Source organism: Herbaspirillum sp. ST 5-3, from assembly GCF_004804275.1.
Classification (GTDB): Bacteria; Pseudomonadota; Gammaproteobacteria; order Burkholderiales; family Burkholderiaceae_D; genus Noviherbaspirillum.
The window spans coordinates 74,491-96,139 of the sequence record NZ_STGI01000002.1 but is presented as its reverse complement, the minus strand read 5'-3'; the positions used below and the strand labels follow the sequence as shown (position 1 = coordinate 96,139).

23 protein-coding genes are annotated in these 21,649 nt (G+C 58.9%); 12 read left to right on the top strand and 11 right to left on the bottom strand.

Annotated elements, in window-relative coordinates:
• The first annotated feature begins 5 nt into the window (after positions 1-5).
• From E6W33_RS04005 to E6W33_RS03990, 4 genes are all read left to right on the top strand, one after another.
• A complete protein-coding gene (locus E6W33_RS04005; RefSeq protein WP_136414585.1) occupies positions 6-2,090 on the top strand; it encodes a hydantoinase/oxoprolinase family protein in 2,085 nt (694 codons plus the stop codon).
• Positions 2,087-3,721, top strand: coding sequence for a hydantoinase B/oxoprolinase family protein (locus tag E6W33_RS04000; RefSeq protein WP_168798519.1), 1,635 nt, complete (start codon positions 2,087-2,089; stop codon positions 3,719-3,721). The genes E6W33_RS04005 and E6W33_RS04000 overlap by 4 nt, the downstream gene beginning before the upstream one ends.
• Positions 3,722-3,756: 35 nt before the next feature.
• Positions 3,757-4,467 carry an aspartate/glutamate racemase family protein gene (locus E6W33_RS03995; RefSeq protein ID WP_136414581.1) on the top strand — a complete coding sequence of 237 codons (711 nt, stop codon included), beginning with the start codon at positions 3,757-3,759 and terminating at the stop codon, positions 4,465-4,467.
• Between the two features lie 79 nt (positions 4,468-4,546).
• Positions 4,547-5,746: an ABC transporter substrate-binding protein gene (locus E6W33_RS03990; RefSeq protein WP_136414579.1), complete on the top strand. Its 1,200-nt coding sequence runs from the start codon at positions 4,547-4,549 to the stop codon at positions 5,744-5,746.
• 38 nt (positions 5,747-5,784) lie between these two features.
• Here E6W33_RS03990 and E6W33_RS03985 read toward each other — a convergent pair whose 3' ends face one another.
• On the bottom strand, positions 5,785-7,149 hold the full coding sequence (locus E6W33_RS03985) for a PLP-dependent aminotransferase family protein (protein WP_136414577.1): 1,365 nt from the start codon (positions 7,147-7,149) through the stop codon (positions 5,785-5,787).
• 547 nt (positions 7,150-7,696) lie between these two features.
• On the opposite strand from E6W33_RS03985, the gene E6W33_RS03980 reads away from it, so the two are divergent.
• A complete protein-coding gene (locus E6W33_RS03980; protein ID WP_168798518.1) occupies positions 7,697-8,212 on the top strand; it encodes a DUF2127 domain-containing protein in 516 nt (171 codons plus the stop codon).
• A 66-nt stretch (positions 8,213-8,278) separates the two neighbouring features.
• Here the strand turns inward: E6W33_RS03980 and E6W33_RS03975 are convergent, their stop codons facing one another.
• Positions 8,279-8,998 carry an alpha/beta hydrolase gene (locus E6W33_RS03975; RefSeq protein ID WP_247869507.1) on the bottom strand — a complete coding sequence of 240 codons (720 nt, stop codon included), beginning with the start codon at positions 8,996-8,998 and terminating at the stop codon, positions 8,279-8,281.
• A 333-nt stretch (positions 8,999-9,331) separates the two neighbouring features.
• On the opposite strand from E6W33_RS03975, the gene E6W33_RS03970 reads away from it, so the two are divergent.
• On the top strand, positions 9,332-9,727 hold the full coding sequence (locus E6W33_RS03970) for a hypothetical protein (protein WP_136414575.1): 396 nt from the start codon (positions 9,332-9,334) through the stop codon (positions 9,725-9,727).
• 14 nt (positions 9,728-9,741) lie between these two features.
• Positions 9,742-9,957, top strand: coding sequence for a hypothetical protein (locus tag E6W33_RS03965; RefSeq protein ID WP_136414573.1), 216 nt, complete (start codon positions 9,742-9,744; stop codon positions 9,955-9,957).
• Between the two features lie 57 nt (positions 9,958-10,014).
• Here the strand turns inward: E6W33_RS03965 and E6W33_RS03960 are convergent, their stop codons facing one another.
• The 5 genes from E6W33_RS03960 to E6W33_RS03940 all read right to left on the bottom strand — a co-directional run bounded on the left by E6W33_RS03960 (position 10,015) and on the right by E6W33_RS03940 (position 13,720).
• Entirely contained in the window at positions 10,015-10,647 is a 633-nt protein-coding gene (locus E6W33_RS03960; protein ID WP_348983146.1) for a hemolysin III family protein, read from the bottom strand.
• A 182-nt stretch (positions 10,648-10,829) separates the two neighbouring features.
• The gene (locus tag E6W33_RS03955; protein ID WP_136414569.1) at positions 10,830-11,033 is read right to left on the bottom strand and encodes a CsbD family protein; all 204 of its coding nucleotides are present in this window, start codon (positions 11,031-11,033) and stop codon (positions 10,830-10,832) included.
• 551 nt (positions 11,034-11,584) lie between these two features.
• Positions 11,585-12,693, bottom strand: a protein-coding gene (locus E6W33_RS03950; protein WP_136414566.1) for an IS3 family transposase whose coding sequence is annotated in 2 segments (ribosomal slippage) — positions 11,585-12,447 and positions 12,447-12,693 — 1,110 coding nt in all. Because the reading frame shifts where the segments join, the coding sequence is not laid out codon by codon here.
• Between the two features lie 58 nt (positions 12,694-12,751).
• Positions 12,752-13,294, bottom strand: a complete 543-nt coding sequence (locus E6W33_RS03945; RefSeq protein ID WP_136414564.1) for a DUF2867 domain-containing protein — start codon at positions 13,292-13,294, stop codon at positions 12,752-12,754.
• Positions 13,295-13,348: 54 nt separating this feature from the next.
• Positions 13,349-13,720 carry a tautomerase family protein gene (locus E6W33_RS03940; protein ID WP_168798517.1) on the bottom strand — a complete coding sequence of 124 codons (372 nt, stop codon included), beginning with the start codon at positions 13,718-13,720 and terminating at the stop codon, positions 13,349-13,351.
• A gap of 783 nt (positions 13,721-14,503) precedes the next feature.
• On the opposite strand from E6W33_RS03940, the gene E6W33_RS27430 reads away from it, so the two are divergent.
• Positions 14,504-14,812: a tyrosine-type recombinase/integrase gene (locus E6W33_RS27430; protein ID WP_247869506.1), complete on the top strand. Its 309-nt coding sequence runs from the start codon at positions 14,504-14,506 to the stop codon at positions 14,810-14,812.
• Positions 14,813-14,988: 176 nt separating this feature from the next.
• Here E6W33_RS27430 and E6W33_RS03925 read toward each other — a convergent pair whose 3' ends face one another.
• The gene (locus E6W33_RS03925; protein ID WP_136414554.1) at positions 14,989-15,381 is read right to left on the bottom strand and encodes a hypothetical protein; all 393 of its coding nucleotides are present in this window, start codon (positions 15,379-15,381) and stop codon (positions 14,989-14,991) included.
• Positions 15,382-15,760: 379 nt separating this feature from the next.
• On the opposite strand from E6W33_RS03925, the gene E6W33_RS03920 reads away from it, so the two are divergent.
• The 4 genes from E6W33_RS03920 to E6W33_RS03905 all read left to right on the top strand — a co-directional run bounded on the left by E6W33_RS03920 (position 15,761) and on the right by E6W33_RS03905 (position 18,581).
• The gene (locus E6W33_RS03920) at positions 15,761-16,129 is read left to right on the top strand and encodes a hypothetical protein (RefSeq protein ID WP_136414552.1); all 369 of its coding nucleotides are present in this window, start codon (positions 15,761-15,763) and stop codon (positions 16,127-16,129) included.
• A 97-nt stretch (positions 16,130-16,226) separates the two neighbouring features.
• On the top strand, positions 16,227-16,499 hold the full coding sequence (locus E6W33_RS03915; RefSeq protein WP_136414550.1) for a hypothetical protein: 273 nt from the start codon (positions 16,227-16,229) through the stop codon (positions 16,497-16,499).
• Between the two features lie 188 nt (positions 16,500-16,687).
• Entirely contained in the window at positions 16,688-17,611 is a 924-nt protein-coding gene (locus tag E6W33_RS03910) for a radical SAM protein (protein WP_136414548.1), read from the top strand.
• A gap of 49 nt (positions 17,612-17,660) precedes the next feature.
• Positions 17,661-18,581, top strand: a complete 921-nt coding sequence (locus E6W33_RS03905; protein ID WP_136414546.1) for a glycosyltransferase family A protein — start codon at positions 17,661-17,663, stop codon at positions 18,579-18,581.
• A gap of 15 nt (positions 18,582-18,596) precedes the next feature.
• On the opposite strand, the gene E6W33_RS03900 is transcribed toward E6W33_RS03905, so the two are convergent.
• The 3 genes from E6W33_RS03900 to E6W33_RS03890 all read right to left on the bottom strand — a co-directional run bounded on the left by E6W33_RS03900 (position 18,597) and on the right by E6W33_RS03890 (position 21,619).
• Positions 18,597-18,908 (bottom strand): BON domain-containing protein, encoded by a 312-nt coding sequence (locus tag E6W33_RS03900; RefSeq protein WP_136414544.1) that lies wholly within the window; start codon positions 18,906-18,908, stop codon positions 18,597-18,599.
• A gap of 135 nt (positions 18,909-19,043) precedes the next feature.
• Positions 19,044-19,703 carry an alpha/beta hydrolase gene (locus tag E6W33_RS03895; protein ID WP_211097228.1) on the bottom strand — a complete coding sequence of 220 codons (660 nt, stop codon included), beginning with the start codon at positions 19,701-19,703 and terminating at the stop codon, positions 19,044-19,046.
• A gap of 341 nt (positions 19,704-20,044) precedes the next feature.
• On the bottom strand, positions 20,045-21,619 hold the full coding sequence (locus E6W33_RS03890; RefSeq protein ID WP_136414542.1) for an FAD-dependent oxidoreductase: 1,575 nt from the start codon (positions 21,617-21,619) through the stop codon (positions 20,045-20,047).
• Positions 21,620-21,649 lie beyond the last annotated feature (30 nt).

Here is a 21,649-nt window from a genome sequence, read left to right as displayed (position 1 = left end):
ACTCAATGACAGTGAATAGAATGCTAATCGGCATCGATGTGGGCGGCACGTTTACCGATGCCGTGGTGCTCGATGCCGACGGCAGCAGCGTTCTTATGGCGTTCAAGCTACCCTCGACGCCATCCAATCCGGGCGATGCGGTGATTGCCGCATTGCAGAGGGTCGCCGATCATCTCGACGTGCGCGGCGCACTCGTATGCCACGGAACGACTGTGGGGACCAACACGCTGATCGAGCGCAAGGGAGCCAAGGTCGGTCTGCTGGCGACGGCTGGGTTCACCGACGTCATCGAGCTGCGCCGCCAGAACCGCCCTACGCTTTATGACCTGTCGGTTCATGTCTCGGAGGCGCTGGTCCCGGTCGAGCGGCGCATCGGCGTCAACGAGCGCATGGATGCCGAGGGCGCCGTCGTCACTCCGCTGACCGACGAAGCTGCCGTCATCGACAAGCTTCGCGCGGCGGGGGTCGATTCCGTCGCCGTCGCATTCCTGCACTCCTATGCAAATCCAGCCCACGAGCAGCAGATGCGGCAGGCGATCGAGAAAGCCCTGCCGGAGGCATTCGTGACCGTTTCCAGCGACGTCTGTCCCGAATTCCGCGAGTACGAGCGAACCAGCACGACAGTTGTGAATGCCTATATCGGCGCGGCTGTCGGCCGGTACATTCGCGGCATTGCCGAGAAGGCGCGGGCCATGGGCGTGCAGGATCTGATGATCGTCAAATCCAACGGCGGCCTGACCTCGCCGGAAAATGCCGCACGCTACCCGGCGCATCTTATCGAGTCCGGCCCGGCCGCGGGCATGATCGCCACCGCCGCGTATGCCCGCGCCACCGGCCGCAAAAATGCGATTGCCTTCGATATGGGCGGCACCACCGCAAAGGCCGGTGTCATCCAGGACTTCAAGCCAAAGGTCACCGACGAGTTCCTCGCCGATCAGCTGGTCAACGGCAGGAACGTTGGCGGCTATCCGATTCGCAGCGCGGTGCTCGACATCATCGAAATCGGGGCCGGTGGCGGCAGCATCGCCTGGATCGACGGCGGCGGCGTCCTGAAAGTCGGTCCGGAGAGCGCCGGCGCCAATCCGGGGCCGGCTTGCTACTCGCGTGGCGGGAAACTGCCAACTGTAACGGACGCCCACGCCGTCATCGGCACACTCAGTCAGGAAACCTTTGAAGGCAGCGGCGTCGCCTTTTCGCGCGAGCTTGCGGTCGCGGCGATCGAGACGCATATCGCCAGGCCGATGGGCTGGTCCGTCGCGCGTGCGGCGCACTCCATCCTGGAACTGGCAGTGGCAAGCATGACCGAGATGGTCCGCCTGGCCACCGTGCGGCGCGGCCTCGATCCGCGCGAGTTTTCGATCCTGGCTTCCGGTGGCGCCGGCCCTCTGCACGCCGCCTGGGTCGGAGCCGAGGCCGGTGCGAAGGAAGTGGTGATTCCGCCGCTTCCCGGGATGTTTTCGGCACTCGGTGCCGTGCTCGGCGAAGTTCGCCACGACCTGTCCCAGACCTTGCTTTGTGCAACCCGGGAACTGCGCGCCGAGTTGCTCGAGCAGGCCTTCGCGCGCCTGAAAGACAAGGCGGATTCCTTGCTCGCGAAGGAGCCGCGCAGTGCCAGTCCGGCGAGCTTCGAGCGTTTCGCCGACCTGCGGTTTGCCGGTCAACTATTCGAATTGCGCGTGCCGCTTGGCAGCTACGGCACGTCGATGCCGTCCGCCGAGGAGATCGAGCGGCGATTCCGCGAGATGTACATGTCGGAATTCGGCTTCGATCTCGCCGAGTCCACAGTGCAGCTGGTCAATCTTCGTCTGGTGACATCGCTTCCCATGGGCGGCTCGACGGCACGCATCTTTTCTGCAGAACGCGGTGCCGCAGCGACGGCAAGGGCCTACCGCACGCAGCGCTTCCTGCGCGCCGACGGCGGCGAAGAAGCCTTGCCGGTCTACCGCACCGCCGACTGCATCGGCGCCGATCTTGCAGGGCCGCTGCTGATCGAGCACTCCGGCTCGACCGTATGGGTGCGTGCCAACCAGCAAGCAAAAATCAGCGCCGACGGCAGCGTCGCGTTCCAGATCATGGAGAGTGGCAAATGAACGCAACAGAACATCGCATCGCGTCGATAAACGTGCTGGATAACGATCCGGTGACCTTCGAGGTCGTCAAGAGCACGCTTTACGCCATCTGTGCGGAGATGAAGAGCGTGATCATGCGCACTTCGTTCTCGCCGCTGCTCAGTCTTTCCGCGGACCTGTCCTGTGCCGTCCTGGACCGCGATTGCAACGTCATCGCGCAAGGCGTCGACATTCCGGTACATCTGGGTGCCGCCCGGTTTACCGCCGTGTCCGCGCTCAAGGCATTCCCGCGCGAGACTTGGCGAGAGAAGGATGCGGTACTGCTCAACGACCCTTACGAGGGGGGCACGCACCTGCCGGATATGTCCTTGCTAACGCCTGTTTTTGCCGATGAGACATTGATTGCATTTGTATTGAGCCGCATCCACTGGCCCGACATTGGCGGCATTGCAGCCGGCAGTTCCAGCGTCTGTGACGAAATCATCAAGGAGGGCTTGCGCATTCCTCCGATCAAGATCATCGAAGGCGGCGTCCTGCGCGAAGATGTGCTTCGTCTGATCCTCGCTAACGTGCGCGTGCCCGCCGACCGAAAGGGAGACTTCCATGCCGCCCTGGCAGGCCATGCGCGCGCGACCGAGCGCATGCTGGAGTTGTGCGGCCGCTATGGCGCAGGCGTTGTTACCGGAGTGATGGCGGACACTCAGACCTACAGCCGCAGGCTGGTCGATGGCCGCCTGCTCGCGCTACCCGATGCAGATGTCTCCAATGAAGAGACGCTCGATGGCGACGGCATCGACGACGACGCGGCGCCGCTGGTCAAGGTACGCATACGCAAGGTGGGTTCAACGATGTCTTTCGACTTCACCGGATCGTCGCCCTGCGTGCGCGGGCCGATCAACGCGCCGATCCCGATCACATCCGCCGCCGTGTATTACACCGTGCTGAGTTTCGTCGGCGGCGATATCGCGCCGAATTCCGGCGTCTATGCGGGAATCGAAATCATCGCGCCGGAAGGCACGGTCGTGCATGCGACCTACCCCGCGCCAGTGGTGGCGGCCAATACCGAGACCGCGAACCGGATCGTCGACATCCTCATGGGTGCGCTGGCGAAGGCCTATCCGGAAAGGGTATCAGCCGGCAGCTATGGCTCGGCGTGCGTGTACACCTTCGGCGGCTTTGATCCGATGCGCAAACGCGCCTTCGTGCATTACGAGACGATAGGCGGCGGCATGGGCGCGACCGCGCAGGGCAGCGGCCCGAGCGGATTGCGGGTACACATGGGCAATACCATGAACCTGCCGATCGAGGGCATCGAAGCGGCGCTGCCCGTCCGCTATCTGAACTACGAGATCGTTCGCGAAAGCGCCGGCAACGGCTTGCATCGCGGCGGCGCAGGCGTGCGCAAGACCTTCACCACTCTGATCGACGGCGTGGAGGCATCCGTGCTCGGCGAACGCACGAAGTCGGCGGCGTGCGGCGTCTCTGGCGGAGAACCTGGCGGCCTCGCCTCATTCAGGCTCATATCTCGCAACGGCACGCGTGAACTCTCGGCCAAGAGCGGGCCGCATATCCTTGCGAAGGGAGATTTGCTGGAAATGACCACAGCCGGCGGCGGCGGATGGGGTACGCCGCCCGAAAACCGGAAGCAATGACACGAGAGTCGGCTTTTACAAAAGGAGACTGAAGAATGAATGGAAAAAAGGACTCACATGTCCCACTGCGCGTAGCCCTGCTCGTCCCTTCGTCAAACACTGTGATGGAGAACGACCTGCACGCAGCACTTCCGAAACGCGACTTCACCGTGCATGCGGACCGCATGTATCTGGTTGAATGCACGCGCGACGCGGAACGTCGCATGATCGAACAGTTCGCGCCGCAAGCAGCCGGCGATCTCGGCACGCTGAATCCGGATTTGCTTGTCTTCGGCTGCACCTCTGCCGGCTCGCTTTTCGGTCTCGACTATGACGCCAAGGTATGCCGGGAACTCGGTGAACGCGCAGGCTGCCCGGGCCTGGGCGTCATTTCCGCTGTGGCGGAGGCGCTTGAAAGGCAAGGCGCACGTCGCCTGGCAGTGATCACGCCGTACAACGAGGATCTTACCCAATCGGTGGCCTCGGCGGTGGCGGACGGTCGCGAAATCGTTTGCGCGTATGGCATGGGCATCGAGGACAACGTGGCGCTTGCCGATCCGACGCCGGAAGAGATCGTCGCCTTCGCTCGCGAGCGGCTGGCCGGAAAGAGCTTCGACGGCATTTTCGTGTCATGCACGAACTTCCGGGCGTACGAGGCGCGAAGAGCGCTTGCCGAAGCATTCGGCGTTCCCGTCGTGACGAGCAACAGTGCGGTCATCGATGCGATTCAGCGATTCCGGGATACCCGCACGCAAACACACCACTGAAGTCTCTTGCTGTACAGGAGTAAAACTGCACATCTCCGATGTGCGCGTCACCGACAAAGATAACCATGGAGGTAAGACAATGAAACACTTTCTAGCTGCAAGCATCGTAGCCGCATCGGCCCTGCCGGCATACGCATTGGCGCAAGTCTCCGATGACGTGGTGAATATCGGCGTCATCGTCGACAAGACCGGCGTGTACTCCACCAATGGCGGGCCGGGCGCCGTGAAGGCCGTGGAAATGGCGGTCAAGGATTTTGGCGGCAAGGTCAACGGGAAGCCGATCAACGTCTTCTCCGCCGACTACCAGAACAAGGTCGACATCGCCATGTCCAAGGCACGCGAATGGATCGATCGCGACAAGGTCGACATGATCCTCGAATCGACCGACTCCGCCGCCGCAATCGCCATGCAGAGGCTGGGAGCAGAGAAGAAACGCATCATGATCTTCACCGGATCGGCGACAACCGCGCTCACCAACAAGGAATGCTCTCCGTACGGCATCCACTATGTGTATGACACCTACGCGTTGGCGACCGGCACCGGCCGTGCCATTACCAAAGACGGCGGCGACAGCTGGTACTTCATCACGGCAGACTATGCTTTCGGACATTCTCTTGAAGCGGATACCGCAAGGGTGGTTCAGGAACTGGGCGGAAAGGTGGTGGGAAAAAGCCGTCACCCGCTGAGCGATTCGGACTTCTCCTCCTATCTCGTGCAAGCCCAGGCATCGAAAGCGAAGGTCGTCGGCCTGGCCAACTCCGGCAAGGACATGCAGAACTCGGTGCGCCAGGCGGCCGAATTCGGCCTGACCAAAGCCGGACAGAAACTGGCAACCCTGCTGGTGTTCGATGCCGATATCAAGGGACTGGGGCTGCCGATTGCGCAGGGCCTGTTGTTCACCACGGGCTTCTACTGGGATTACAACGATGAAACCCGCGCCTGGTCCAAGCGTTTCTATGCCGAGAACAAGTTCATGCCGACCATGATTCAGGCCGGCGCCTACTCTGCGACAATGAACTACCTCAAGGCGATTCAGGCCACCGGTACCGACAACGCCGATACGGTAATGAAGAAGTTGAAGTCGACCGAAATCAACGATTTCTTCGCCAAAGGCGGCAAGATCCGCGCGAACGGTCGCATGGTGCACGACATGTACCTGGCCGAAGCGAAGAAGCCGTCAGAATCGAAGGGAGACTGGGATATCATCAAGATCAAGCAAGTGATTCCTGGCGAGCAGGCATACCAACCGCTGAGCGAAAATACCTGTCCGCTGAAATGAGCTTGTGACAGCCCGGACCGGAGCAGCACTGGTCCGGGCTAGATCACAGTACCATACGCGAGCGAAGGCGCGCTACCGATTGCTGCGAGTCGGTTCAGCGCGTCCTCCAGCATGGAGCGATTCGCGCATGCCCCCAGGCTAATGCGGTATGCCGCGGGCAAGTCGGCAAGAGAAATCGCAAAGTGCGATGCCGGCGAAATGCGCACGCCCATTTGTGATGCCTGCGCCGCAAATTCTTCGGCCGACCATCCTGCCGGCACAGATACCCAGGCGTGATAACTGAGTAGCGCGCTGTGGCGAACCCCTCCAAGCACCCGTTGTGCCAACCCGAACCGCGCAGCCGCTTCTTCCCGATGGCGCGCGATACATTGCTCCATCATGCCATTCGCCAGCATGGTCGCTGCCAGTTCCGAATAAAAACCGGGCCCGGTCCATTGCGTGCTGACGAGTGCATCATGAAATGCATTGAAAATCTGCTCAGGAAGAACGGCATATCCAAGGCGGAATCCTGACGCGACGCATTTGGAAAAACCGGTCAGATGAATCGTCCGATCCGGAGCGAGATCCGCAATCGAAGGCGTCCGATCATTTGCGAGCGGGATGTTGACGCCGTCCTCGATAATCCAGGCATCGTTTTTTCGGCACACTTCCGCCAATGCCTGCCGGCGCTTTTCGCTGAGCGTTGCTGTCGTCGGGTTTTGCGTGGTCGTCGTGATGATGACGACTTTTGCCTTGGACTGCCGCAACTGGGCCTCGACGCTGTCGGGCGTGAGCCCTTCCTCGTCGCACTTGGCGCCGATCAACTTCACTCCACGGTACTCGGCAATGCGCTTGATGCCGGTGTATGTAAGCGGCTCGCAAATCGCGGGCTCCCCAGCCTTGAGGAGAACGCCGAATGCCGCCAGCAATCCCTGGTGTACGCCATTTGTAGTCAGCAGGTTTTCTGGCCGGACTCTGGTGCAGAATTGCGAGATCCATGCAGCTGCCAGTTGCCGGTGGTGACTCGAGATTGCGTAGGACGAGTAGTTGAAGAGATCGCGCGACAGTCGCTCGGATGGTACCTGCGCTACCGTTTCGGCGAGCAGATCCGCCACGATGTCGGGCGGAAGGGTATTGATCGATAAGTCGATGACATCGGGCACAGGGACTTCGACGTTGCGTTCCCGTATGAAGGTGCCGCTTCCGACGCGCGCCTCGATAATACCGCGCCGGGCCGCCTCGGTCATCGCCTTGGTGACCGTGGCAATCGTTACCCCGAACATATCCCCCAGTTCACGATGGGACGGAAGCCGGTCGCCGGTACGCAACTCACCCTTTTCGATGCCGGCTTCCAGTGCGTCGACCAAGGCGATATATTTCGGTCCGCCGCTGGCCCGGACTGATGGCTGCCATTTCTTTTTCATGGAACGGATTTCTACCCTTCGGAATTCTTGTTCGTAGCTTGTCGAGACTCGCGGTACGCTCCAGCGAGAGTGTACTAGTATTATAAAGCCCGTGACGGCTTTGCACACCTACAAATCAGCCGAGGCGCGAGCGTCCATACTGTGGGCAGAGAGGCTGCTCACGTCGGACGTGTCAGTCCTGCAGTGCGCGCCCGGGCGAGCGCGCAGTACTTTTGAACGTTCCTTGATACCTCTGAAAGGGGTCTTTCGTCGAATCGGTGCTGGCCACTTCGCTGGACGTACCGCTTCACTGGCAGCATGCTCGTGCGGCGTCAGGGATGATCGATTCCTTGCGCCGAGAGATTGTGGCGGCCGCACGCGCTTCACTGTTGCCGCGCTGACTTGCGCCTCGCCTTGCATCTGTGCGATGACGAAAAGCGCCTATCAAAATGTCGGTCCGCTTCTGGCCGGCTCTTGCTGGATGTCAGCCTTCTTTGTCGTCGCAGTAAGGTAAGCTGAGCACCAGGCCAGTCCCGAAGGTTCTCCGCATGGATGGATTCCTCCCGACATGATTGATCCCAAGTCCACTCGCTTCGCTGCGCCATCACATCGAGTCGCCATGCGGCGCACTCTGCGCGCAATCGCTGCCTTTGAGGCCATCAAGGGCCTGGCGGCTTTCGCGGCCGTCATTGGTGTTCTGGACCTTGTGCATCATGATGTGCGGCACCTCGCGATGGAACTCATCGGGCGCTTTCACTTGAATCCAGCAGCCCATTATCCGTCGGTGCTCCTGCATTACGCGAACCTCCTGCCTGGCGCCGATCTGCACTCACTCTTTCTTCTGGCGTCGGCTTACATCGCGGTGAGGCTGCTGGAAAGCTACGGGCTCTGGAATGATTACGCCTGGGGCGAATGGCTCGGAACTCTTTCGGGCGGGATTTACATCCCGTTCGAATTCCTCCACCTGTTGCACCGGCCGTCAATGATCAACGGCCTTGTCCTGGCAGGCAATATGTTCCTTGTCGGATTTCTGACCTTCCGACTTTGGCGGCGGCATCGTTCTGCAAACGATCAAATTGGATAACAAGCTTGAGGGTTCGATTGCGGCCGGCAAGCGGCCAGTTCCCTCGGGGATCGCAAGCGCAAGTTTTCAGCACGGCTGCACAAGAAGCTCAGCCACGGCGCGCAGCACGTCGGGGTGGTGGACCATGCCCATGTGGCTGACTCCGCTGACCTCGATGTTGCGGTGTAGCGGCGATTCCGTTCCCAGACAACCCTGCCAAGCCACAACGCCATCAGAGTCCGAGTAAATCGACGCAGAGGGTACCGGCGGGGCGACTCTCAAGCGCTCCAGCAATGCATCAGCCACCGGGGAAGCGCCTCCGTTTAACACGGTTAAAAACCACCCTGCATGCGTCGACTCGGGTTTGTCCGGGAATGGCGTCGCAAGCGTAACAACCTGCCGCACCAGCGCTGGATATTTCTTGGCGAGCTCGCGGGCGTAAATCCCGCCGAGGCTCCAGCCGATCAGTGACACGGAACAGCGATGGCGCGCATGTATCCGATTCAAGTGCTCGCCCAGGAGCGACAGCCACTGGTCAAAGTCGGTATTCGGCCAGCTGTTGATGCCCTGCTCCCAATCATAAATTTCGTAGCCCAACTGCTGTAGACGGCCACGCAGGTCGGCAGTCGCTGCGCCACTGGCGGCAAGGCCGGGAAACACGATTACCGGATGGCCATCACCGAGTGGCAAAGGGTCGATGGGGCCAACCACGCCGGCAACGTAATCGGATATTGCGCGCAGCGGTTCAAGCGCGAGAAGTACTGCGGGGGGCGGTTGAAGTCTGTTGGTGTTGATAAGTCTCTCCATGTTGAGCTCGCTCGGACGAGCGTTATCAAAAGTATGCGCCCATTTTTATTGCGGCGCACAATAAATTTGAGGTGAGTGTCGATGCAAGCAAAAAGGCTTCAGCCAACAACATTACGGCCCGACACGGTAATTCATTTCGTCGGCATGACAAGCTGCGTGGAGCAAGGTCGTCATCGCTCTGCGTGCACCAATTCACATGCCGTCAGACCAAGGTCTTGAAGCGAAACCATCAATTGATAATAAGTTATGAACCTATCGCAGATTCTCTGCTCGTATAAGGAGTACGACGTAAATCAGTAAATCAATTTCTTCACTACCGCACTGGAAATCCTTGTGACCACCGCTTCCCCTACCACCAATGTTTTAGCCCAAAATCCGTTCTTCGCCATGTCGACAAAAATAATCAATGTCTACAGCGAAGCCATTCGCCAGAATATGAAATCCCTGAGCGTCAGCTCGGCAAAGATCATTCAGGAACAGACAATCAAGGCATGGACGAACGCCGCTCAGTCTTGCAGCGAGGCGCTCGCCCAAAACGCCATGCAAAGTCAACAGAAAGCGATTGAACGCATCGTTGAGGCGAACCAGAAGGCTTTCGGAGTTTTGTCGTGGGACTTCAGCCCCTTCAAGATGCAACCGATTGCCGGATTGTCCGCGCTGTTTCCCGCGATGCCGGACGCTCTCCCCGCCAAGTCGACATCCAGGCGCGTCAAGCAGCTCAAGAAGTGACAGAGATCCTCATCATGAACAGGGATGTTGAGAGTGCGCTGGCGGCAATGCCTCAGTCGCCGCTTGCCGACATCGAGCGCCGGATCGAGGAAGAATACAGGCGACCCGATATCCACACGGCGGTCGCACCCATGTTTGACGACGCGATCGCAACCATGCAGCCATCCATCCGTGCGCGAGGAAGTCGCTCGCTGCAATGCTCCCCAATACCCGGGAAAACGCCATCGTGAGGACAGCGAGAAGCGTCCGCCGTGCATGGCGACCAACAGGCTGATACAGATCGCCCGTCAAACGGCATACCAGAGCACAGCGAAGTAATGGCATGCAGTCCCGGCAAGGACAAAGAGATGCCAAATGAAATGGCCGTATTTCAATCGTGAATCGGCCGCAAAAAAGCCCACACCCACCGTATATGACAAACCTCCGGCGAGCAGGAGCAGAAGTCCGGCTCGCGGAGTATTTGCGACCATCGGAACGGCAGCCGCCACGACAAGCCATCCCATTAGCAGATAGAGGCTTGTCGACACCACTGGATGGGCGGCCAACCCGAATGCCTTGAGCGCGATCCCGACTGCGGCAATCGTCCATACTGTGCCGAACAGGGGCCATCCCCATGCCCCTCGGAGAATGCCAAGCGTAAAAGGCGTGTATGTTCCGGCAATCAGGAGATAAATTGCGGAATGTTCAATCACTCGAAACACCCGCTTCGTCTTTCCGCCCGGCAGTGCGTGATAGAGCGTCGACGCCAGGTAAAGAATGATCATGCTTGCCGCGAACAAGGCCATCGCAGCGACAACGCCCGCATCGCCGCGCTTAAGCGATTGCATGATCAGGAACGGCGTGCCGGCAACTGCCGCAACAAGTCCGATCCCATGGCTGATGCTGTTTGCCCTTTCCTCAGCAGGCGACTGAATGCGCATGGCCCTTTTTGAAGATCGTTGCCTACATGCTTCATTCATTTGGCGGCAGCGAGGTTTGACGTTCAGGTTCGGAAACAGCCTGTGCCTCTGTTTCCGGCAAGGCGTTCCACGCTGCGACCATCAAAGGAAAGCGGCGGGTAAACCCGCCGCGTCCCATATTTGCACTGTCATCTCGGTTACTACTATTTCTTGAAGGCATCCTTCACGTTCTCTACTGCCTTGCCAAGCGAGTCGGTGACATTGCCAACCGTTTTCTGGACCTTGCCTTCGGCTTGAGTCTCCATCCCCTTGGCTTCCTGGCTATCGCTTCCAACCATTTTGCCGAATTTCCTCTGAACCTTGCCGGCCGCTTCCTTGAAGCTGCCTTTGATTTGATCGCGATTCATATCGTTTCCTTTCTTGTCGAAACAACTAGTCGCTTAAGTTCGATTGCAATCGTGCCGTCGGGGTTCCAGCCGAAATAAAATTTCGATTCGAGCGTGTGCGACAAGCTAACGGTTAGCGAATCTGCCCTATCAGGAGGGCTCAATATCGTTGCGCCAATACTGGCCCCAACCCGATTCCAAAAGCCGTGCACCATCCGCAAAGCGCCGCTCAGGTAACAGTGCATCAGCCGATGATCTGCACGCATCTGCTGAAGATTTCGGGAGGCAATGCGGCCAGCCATCGCAATAACGCGCTCACTCGCGAACGTCCGGTAACAAGGGTTTCTTTCCGGCCATGAGTGACCGTTGTTTGGTCAAGTGTCGCGGGTCATTGGAGCCAATCATTTGATCGCTTGGAGGACCATAGGTGCCTTCAAATTGCCGCCTGTGAAGCCGCACTGCCGACTCAAAGCGGAAATGCCTCCGTCCAGCGCTGTAAATGACCGGCAGCCGCCAGGCTGTTCGTGTCGATTGTTGTGTCATACTGACCTGCCCGGTTTTTTCGGCCCGCGCTAACTTGGGATAGCTCCGGTTGATAAAGTGGTTGCTGCTTTCTTGCTGAACGCTTCTGGGGTTTCGTAGTTCAAGCTGGAATGGGGCCTGACGCGGTTGTAGTGCTGCCGCCAGTCCTCGATGACAACCCGGGCTTCAAGTCGATTCTGGAACCATTCCATGGCCAGGCATTCGTCCCTGAATTTTCCGTTAAAGCTTTCTGTCGTCCCGTTTTGCCACGGCTTGCCGGGATCGATCAATGCACATTCTATCCCTTGCTCGACGATCCACTTCAGCAGCGCCAGGCTGACGAACTCCGGGCCGTTGTCGCTGCGCAGGTAGCGCGGTGCTCCGCGTACGCTGATAAGCCGCGACAGCACCTCGATTACTCGTCCCGAACGAATCGATCCAGCCACGTCAATGGCAAGCGCCTCGCGGGTGTATTCATCGACCACCGTCAGACACTTGATTTGCTGACCGTTGGCGCAAGCATCAAAAACAAAATCGTAGCTCCATACCGAATTTGCCTTGGCCGGCGCAAGGGGACGTGGTCGACTGCCTGCCACTCTGCGTCTCGGGCGCTTGCGTGGAACCTGTAGCCCTTGCTCCGCCCACAGACGACCGCATTTTTCCTTGCCTACCTCAATACCTTCCCGCCCCAGGAACACCCGTATCCGACGCGACCCGTAACGCGGATACTGCTGCGATAACCGCTGCATGGCCGCCATTACCGGCGCATTCTTTTGCGGCATGGTCGGAACATAGAACAAACTGGAACGCGCCACCTGCATCAGCGCACAGGCCCGTCGGTGGGACAGCCCACGCTCAATCGCGTACAGCGCTGCGATTCGACGAGCCGGTGCGCTCACCATTTTTTTCGCGAGATCTCCTTCATGACTTCGATTTCGAGATCCCGCTCGGCTAGCAGCTTCTTCAGCCGCGCGTTTTCCAGTTCCAGCGCCTTGAGCTGCTTGACCTCATCGGCACCCATCTCGCCAAAACGCTTGCGCCAGCCGTAGATGCTTTGCTCGCTTACGCCGTGGCGCTTGGCCACCTCGGCAATCGGTGCCTTGTCGGCTTCCCGCAAAATCCGGACGATTTGCTCGTCACTGTATCGGCTCTTCTTCATTGCTCCCTTTCGTTTAGGAGCTATCTTCTCAAATTTGTCGTGGTCCGAAAATCTCAGGTCAGGTCAATACCGCATTGGGCGCTTTCCCAATGGCTCTAAGGACTGAAGGAGCAATCAGGCGGTGCATTGGCTTGACAGGCAACATATACAAGCGCCCAAGAGCATTGTGAACGTGGACGACTGTTGTGACGGTCACCATCACTCGGTTACCCGCCGGTAGAACATACCTGTGGATACTCAGCACCACCTTGAGGTGTTTGTCGTGATCGCCAAGTAGCACTTCATCGAAAGTGCTTTCAAAGATGGTGAAAATTCCCACCCGGTCACCCGGACGATAGTCGCTTGCCGCCTTGCTGTGCTGTAGGGCGGACATACGCCCCAAGTTCTTGAGTCCGACGAGCGCCACGGTCCGATTACGTAGAACCATACAGGCATCGACCCACCGCGGAGTAGACCTAGCCGCCATGATGAAGTGCTCAAGCGCAGACAAGTGAACTGCGCTGGACTCGATGCACCAGGCATCATGAAAATATGAGCCAGGAAGCAGCGCTGCTATTCGGCTATTGGCAGGGACGCCGGTCTCGCGCGGGAGATTGTTCATGCGGTATAACGCCGCAGCTGACCTGCGTCATAGGCTTCGGTGTCCAGCAAAGAGTTAAACATACGGCTTCCCAAACGACCAATTCGTCTTGGTAACTTCAACTAAATTTATGAAGACGTTCTGTGGCAACTCACCTGTTTCGGCCGATATTCGACTAGTCAGCTCGGCAAAGAACTTTTCCTTCAGTTCGTCAGTACGCCCTTGGTTCAATGTGATCTGAATGAACACGATCTTACCAAGCCGGTCCAGCGACACATTTTCGGGATCATGTAGCAACATACCTTCTTCATGTGCTTGGCACACAATGAAATTCTCCCGTGCTGGAACAGAAAGAATCTCAGACATTACACGGTCAACGACCCCGGCGACCGTCTTACCAAATGCCGACGATCGAGTCGTCGAAAAATCAATTCTTACAATTGCCACCAAATAGCCTTTCTTCTTATGTTTAACGTCCTAGTTCACTGGCGCGAAGCGTCAGTGTGCAACGCCGAGTTAGAGCCAATGTTTTTCTTCGAACGCCATGCAGATACCAAACCAAACACTGCGAACAAGGCGTACATCGTTACATAACCCATGAAATTTTCGCCTGGAACTCCGTACCTCGTACATCTGGACTGGTAGCACAAAATGCCGCGGGAAATGCCTGCCACGAGAACGTATGCGGAATAACACGCCAACGCGAGCGATCCAATGAGAATAACTTTCTCGAAGCTTTTCATCTGTATCTCTAACTGAATATTTAACAGGACAGCTCGCGCCGTTATACAAGGACAAGGCAGCGAGCCGTTATGCAAGTTCGTTTGATCGCCCGCTAGTCGCATGGCGCCTGACCTTGGCACGACAACCGCACATTCATACAGTATTAAACAAACGTGAAACAAGGCATGCCTGAGACAATAGCAGAAAGACAACCGCGTTTGCTCGATCAATTGCGCCGATGTATCAGGGACAAGCATTACACCGTCAGCACCGAGCGCACTTATGTTTATTGGGCAAAATGGTACATTCGCTTCCATGACCTGCGCCATCCCGCAGATATGGGACCAAGCGAGATCCGCTCTTTCCTCTCGTACCGGAATAATGACCGACAGATAGCCGGGGCGACATACAGTCAGGCCTTATGTGCTTTGTTGTTTCTGTACAAGGAAGTTCTTGACATCGCGTTACCCTGGATCGAGGGGTTTAGCCCGCCCCAAACGACCAGTTGTGCTGACGCAGACCGAGATCAAGTTCGTCCTGGAGCAGATGCGCGGTGTCTATCAATTGGTGGCGCGAATATTCTATGGTACGGGCATGCGTCTTTTCGAGTGTGTGCAGTTGCGTATCAAGGACATCGACCTGCAGCGCCGGGAAGTGCTGGTACGCGAAGGTAAAGGCGGCAAGAACCGCATCACGATCCTGCCACTGTCCCTCGCTCAAGCACTGCGGGAACAGATTGGGGTCGCCCGTGCCATTTTCGAGCAGGATCCGATCTCCCATGCACTGGCAACCATGCGCCAGGATCTCGACACTTGATCATCAAACGTAAACCTGCGCACACTTCTTTGTCTCGTGTCAGCATTCCTCAAAGCGGTGAGTGAAAACTGCACATGGCAGTGCCATTCAGAGACTTCACAGTGGGACGAAACTTGTAGCGATTCAACTAGCGTCAAAGACGGCAATTGATGCAGTAGCAGTTCAGCGACCTGTGTTTACTTATTCTTGAGAGACTTGCCCGCAATATTGCGGCGATACTCTTTCATTCTTTGCTCGTCCCGCAATCTGTTGTATTCCTTCTTCACCTGGTAACTCAGCCAAGCCATGAAGATGAAAGGGCCGACCAGGAATGCGAGAGATGCTCCCCATACGGCACCTGCCTTTAGTGCAAGCAAGCCCCCGTCGGGTGCGGTAAATGCGCTTGGTCCTCCCGCAAGGAACGCATTACCGAGTGCTACGGCAATCGCGCCGGCGGGCGCGTAATACACGATCAGGCCCAGCAAAAGCCCGATGATCAGCAAGGGCAGTGCGATGAATACCGCTGCACGTGCCATGCGCCGCTTCGATGGCGCCAAGGTCGAGAAATCTATTTGATCTTCAGGTCTCATGACACTCTCATTGCAGGTCCCAATCGGAACCATAAAATCCGCAGGACAAGGTTTCCTGCGCCTCCTGAGCTTACGCAAGGCTCGAATCCTTGTCTATCAAAAATCAATTCAAGGACTGGCAATGGCGGCGACGGACAGGTTGGGCGCAGGATGCAGGCCGCAAAGACTGAGCGCCCGCTTCCACCGCAAAGCGCTCCGTCGACACGCATAGTTACACCTGAAACCTTTCCTGCAGGAAGAGGATATGCGCATTCCTGCGGTCGACCAGCCGTCAACAACCGGCTTGGCGAAACACAAAAGGCGATCGAAAACGGCAAAGCGGCATGCCGGATTTGTACTATGCTGGTCCAGTGTTTCCAGCAAAGCGCTGAGGTGGAACATGACGAACAGCAAGCTCGACCAGACCGGGGAAGACAGGCGTGCTTTGATCAAGAAGCTGGATGCAGCCGGATGGGGCATCTTCTTTATCTGGATAGGAATAGCTTTCCTTGTGGATGTGGGCTGGGGCGTGGGACTGCTTGGCATAGGCATCATCATGCTCGGGACACAGATAGGAAGAATGTACTTCAATCTGCCCGTTGAAGGCTTTGGGCTGGTGATGGGGATTCTGTTCGTTGTGGCCGGTGTCTGGGAGCTGCTTAAAATCAATCTTGGCCAGGAACCCATCCCCGATGGCCTCATGCCTGTCCTGAGCATCGTGGTCGGTGTCGCGCTTGTCGCTGCCGCATTACTTCGCAGGCAACACTAGCGGCGCACTTCGCTTTCCGTCGGCCCCAATGGCGCATGTTTTTCAACCATTCGTGGATGCTTGAAGAGCCCCGCCAGGTTCGCCAAAAGGAGGACATATGAACAGACTCATCGTGCTTGGCGCCGCGGTGTTCGGAGCGGTGATTGCCTTTCGGTCTCTTTCGACAGCCCCACGCCGCAGCCTCGGTTCTGCTCTCAGCCGCCGGATGCTCCGGCATATGGAACATATGATGGCAAGCCTTCCCGAGAACTCGCCGCCGAAACTGGTGATGTCCGTCTTGCCGGGTTTGCGCGAACAGAACGAGCAGATCATCGCCATGCTGCGGGAGCAGAATGCGCTCCTTCGCGAGCATCTGCAAAGGCCGCACTGATCTTTCCGCGAGGTTGGTTCGCGTCGCTTATTTCTTTCCGGCGCGAACCCGCACCAGAGTTGCCGATTTCCTCATGAAATGCCATCCGGTTGTCAATTCTCAAAACCATTGACCGACTGTCTGTAGAGAATGAGCGCACCCCACCGAAAATCAGTGCGCTCCTCCAGTGCATTTCAATAACAAGGAATATGGCAACTTACACCGGCACGGCAGTTTCCATTTTCAGCAAGCTCTCTTCGCTCGTCGCGGTTCCCTGGTACGGCATCAAGGCGCGTTACCGGCGATTCCGCATTACGCAGCAGGCAACACGCCTGCTCGGGCCGCAATATGTGCGCAGCCGCGATGCGATAGAAATCGACATTACCTATGTGTGCAATCTGCGCTGCATGAATTGCAATCGCTCGATCACGCAGGCACCCGAGAAGGAACACATGCCGCTCGGCATGATCGAGGATTTTGTGCGCGATTCGATTGCGCAAAACAAGCGCTGGCGCGTCATCCGCGTGCTGGGCGGCGAGCCGACCCTGCACCCCCGCTTTCTCGACATCATCCAGGCCTTGCGCAAATACCGCCAGTTCGCACCCGACTGCAGCATCCAGGTCGTGAGCAACGGCTACGGAAAAGCGGTCAAGACGATGCTGGAAAAGATTCCCGCCGACGTCGTCATCGAGAACTCGGCCAAGGACGGCAATGTGCAGCCGGCCTTCGGTCCCTTCAACATGGCGCCGGCCGACGATCCTGCATTTCGGGCAGCCGATTATGCAAACGGCTGTTCGATCATGACGGAGTGCGGCATGGGCCTGACACCCAGCGGCTACTACCAGTGCGCGGTGGCGGGAGGCATTGACCGGCTGATCGGAAAGCAGCTCGGCTATGCGACGCTGCCGGCGGACAGCGACGACATGATTGCGCTGAGCCGGGAGCTGTGCCGCCTGTGCGGGCATTTCAAGGACGGGCACATGATTCCCGCGGCACTGCGCCCTCCTCTGCTGGAAGAGCCGAAGTCGGAAGCCTGGGTGAAGATCTACGCCGACTGGAAACGACACAAGCGCAGCCTGCGCACGACCGAGCAGGACGAAACACAACGCGCGCAGGCAGGCAGCCGCGCCTGAGCCGGCCTGCCTTGCTGCAGCGTTCGATCATTATCTGTACGGGAATATCATGACGGCCTTGTCGCTGATTCTTTGTACCTATGGCAGAACCACCGAGCTGGAGCGCTTGTTCCAGTCGCTTGCCGCGCAGACTTTCAAGGATTTCGAAGTCATCGTGGTCGACCAGAATGCGGACGACCGGGTCACGCCCTATCTGGAAGGAGGAAGGAAGGCCGGGATTGTCGTCCGGCATATCCGCCATCATTTTCCCAATCTGTCGATGGCGCGCAATGTCGGCATTCGCGCCGCGCTCGGCGAATGGGTCGGTTTTCCCGACGACGACTGCTGGTATGAACCGGACCTGCTGCAGCGACTTTGCCATTTGTTCACCCGCAGCGATCCGCTGACCGGCGCGATGGCGCGTTGGGCCGAGCGCAGCGAACCGGACCGCCTTCCGCTGCGGCTGACGCATCATCGCTCGCGCGTGTTTCGCGACCGCATGGCCGTTTCCTTCATGCTTTTTTTCAATCGCAAATTGTTCAACCACATCGGCAATTTCGATTCACGCCTCGGCGTGGGCCAGTGGTTCGGCGCGGGCGAGGAAACCGACCTCGTGATGCGCGCCCTGCATGCCGGCGCTTCCTTGACCTATCACCACGCGGCGGTCGTGCATCATCCCTTAAAGCCGCCCGATGCTAGCGCCAGGGCGCGACAGGAAATCCGGCGACGGGAACGCGGCACCGGAGCAATTTACGCCAAGCATGCCTTGCCGTTGCATGTCATCGCGCGCGGCCTGGTTGCGCCCATCCTGCTCCCCTTGCTCAAGGGCGCGGGCGCGAGAGAGTTCATCCATGGATACGCGGCCTTGCTCGGGCGCTGGGAGGGCATGCTGTACTGGCGACGCCAGCATCGCCAGCTTGCCGGCATGCACAAGCCGAAAATACGCACTTCTTTTCCGGAGACCATACAGCCGGCGGCAAGCAAGCGGTAATAACACCGTGATTGATTATCCGCCGATGACCAGATAATTCTCGACCGACATCACGCCGTCCACTTGCCGTGCGATGGCGTTTGCCCTTCGTCTCAATTCGATCGACTTCACTTCGCCGCGCAGGTTGATGAAACCCTTGTTCGATTCCACCGTGATGCGGTCGCCGATCTCCGGATCGGCGGCAAGCGCAGCCTTGACTCTGGCCACGACAAGCTTGTCGCTGACTTCCGCGTTCAGCGCTGCATCGGTGCCGGTCGGAACCGGTGCGCTGCATGCGGCGCCGAACAGCGCACAAAGCAGCAGCAGTACCAACCTGATGTTTTGCATGACGTTCTTCCCAGGTAAACCAGCCCTTCGACATGCAATTCGGAAAAAGTTTCCAATCGATAATTCACCTCGCGTGGCGCGCCATGTGTAAATCCTGCTGCAAGCAGAACGATTTACACGCCGCCCGGGATGCCGTCAGATGCGCGCGCAATGCGTATGCTGCAGGAACCAGCCGCGAGCAAGGCGTGCGACCACTTCAAGACTGCCTGGCTCGTCGAAGGAATGCGTCGCGCCGGGAATGACCTCGATGCGCTTCTTGCATCGCAGGGCGTTGAACGCGGCACGGTTCACGTCGACCGCGCCATCCTCCAGCCCGCCGACGATCAACAGTGTCGGTACCGATACCTTGCCGATGGCGCCATGACTCGCAAGGTCAGGCCGGCCGCCGCGCGACACGACGGCGCAGATTCCGCGCTGCCGTTCCGCCGCCACTTGCAACACCGCAGCGGCCGCATTGCCGGTGCCGAGCAAGCCGATCGGCAGACTGCCAGACACCTCCGAATTTGCCAGCCAGTCGCAGCCGGCATTGAGCCGCTCCGTCAACAGCCCGATGTCGGACCGCGTATGCCGGTTGCGGGCTTCCTGCGGGTTCAGCAGGTCCAGCCACAGGGTGCCGAGTTGCGCCTCGTGCAAGACGCTGGCGACGTAATCGTTGGGCGGCTTGAGGCGATTGCTGACGCCGCAGTTGGCAAACAGGATAACGCCGATATGGTCTGCCGGAAGCCAGAGTGCCGCTTCCAGGTCGATCTGGTCGGTTTGTATCCTGACCCGCTCGCTGTGTACCGATAACACCATGTTCCGTCTCCGTGAAGCTCAGGACGGGCCGTCCCGACATCGCTTCGCGCATGTATCGAGACCCATCCGGACAGGCCACCCGCTCACGGCATGCGACATGGCGGATCCTCCGGCTGTTGGCGGAGAAGGCAGGCGTGCGATGAGTTGGGAAAGGAACATGCGCACCGGGCACAGGGTCCGCGGCGGCGACGTTGAGCCATCATATCGACTTCGATCTGCTCGCGACGGGCGGCATTGCGACAGGACGCCGGTGCGATTGAAACATCCATCATCCATGATGCGAGTGGCAAAAATTCCTTGCTGCGAGGACGCAAGGTCCATGCCACCGGATGGACAGTCAATCAACCGGACGAAGACTCGAGATCCGTCTCCATCCCCGGCGGCATGATGCGCCGCTGCAGGGGCGTCAGTGCCGGCCCTTCCAGCACCGTGCCGTCGACGGCAAAGCGGCTGCCGTGGCAGGGGCAATCCCAGCTGTGTTCCGCCTGATTCCAGTGCACGACGCACTTGAGGTGGGTGCAGACCGGCGACAGCACATGCAGCTGGTAGGCGTCGTCGCGGTAGACCGCCAGCTTGTCGCCGGCGATGTCGACGATCCGGCCTTCGCCGCGCGGGACGTCGGTGAAGCGCGTGACTGCCGCACTCGTCATGTAGTCCTTCACGTAATAGCCCGCGACGTTCAGGTTTTCCTTCAGGAATGCGCCGGCCGACTTGAGCGGCGTGAAGCGCCGCGGCGTGTACAGCTCGCGCCAGGGATTGGTCTTGCTCGCGATGGCATCGGCAAGCATCATCGCGGCCATCGTGCCGTAGGTGAGCCCGTCGGCACTGAAGCCGGAGGCGATCAGCAGCCGGTCGGAGCCGATCGCCTGGCCGATATAGGGCAGCCCGTCGGCCGGCCGGTATTGCTGCGCCGACCAGCGAAATTCCGCACCATCGATGTCGAAGCGCGCCTGCAACACCGCTTCCAGCTTGCGATAGGCGGTTTCCGGGTCGCTCTTCTGCCCGGTCTTGTGCACTTCGCCGATCATCAGCACATAGGGCTTGCCGTTCATCCCGACCAGCCTGGTCGAATATTTTTCAGCGCCGACGTTCCAGAATATGCCGCCGGCCAAGGGGTGGCCGGTCAAGGGCGCTGCCACCGCGTATTCGCGGTAAGGGCCGAGTTCGGTCTGGATCGTGTTGAAGCCTTTCGGCGTATGCGTGGCCAGCACGATATGCTGCGCCTTGATCGTGTGCTGCGCGGTCTTCACGATGCCGGCGTCGCCGTCAATATCGAGCACCCGCGTCTTTTCAAAAATCCGGCACTGCGCCGAGCCGATAGCGGCGGCGAGCTGGCGCACATACTTGAGCGGATGAAACTGCGCCTGATGCGACACGACCAAGGCCTTGTCGATGGAGTATGGCAAGGGCAAGTCGTTGGTCACCCTGGCGTCGAGGCCGGCTTTCAGCGCGGCCTGGTATTCGCGGTCGATTTCACCGTCGCTGTCCCCGGACGCGTCCATGCTGTACAGCACCCAGGGCTGACGCGAGAAATCGCATTGCAGCGCGTAATCGCGCACGTTCTTCTCCACCAGGTTGACGGCGGCGCGGCGCGACTCGACCACCTGCAGCATCTTGTCCTCGCCCCATTTGGACGCGAGCTTGTGCAGGCCGCAATCCACCATCGCATACAGGTTGCCGGTCGAATGCCCGGTGGTGCCATAGCCGATGCGCGCGGCTTCCAGCACAGCAACACTGACGCCGGACTGCGCCAGCAAGGCCGCGGTCGAAACGCCGGTAATGCCACCGCCGACGATGAGCACATTGACTTCCAGATCGCTGTTCAACGCGGGAAACATGGTGGCATCCGCGCTTGCCTGCCAGATCGACGCGCGCGGCGGCACGCGCGCGCCGAAATCATCATCCTCTGTATTCATCGTGTTCTCTCAAGCTCAGGAATGGAAAAG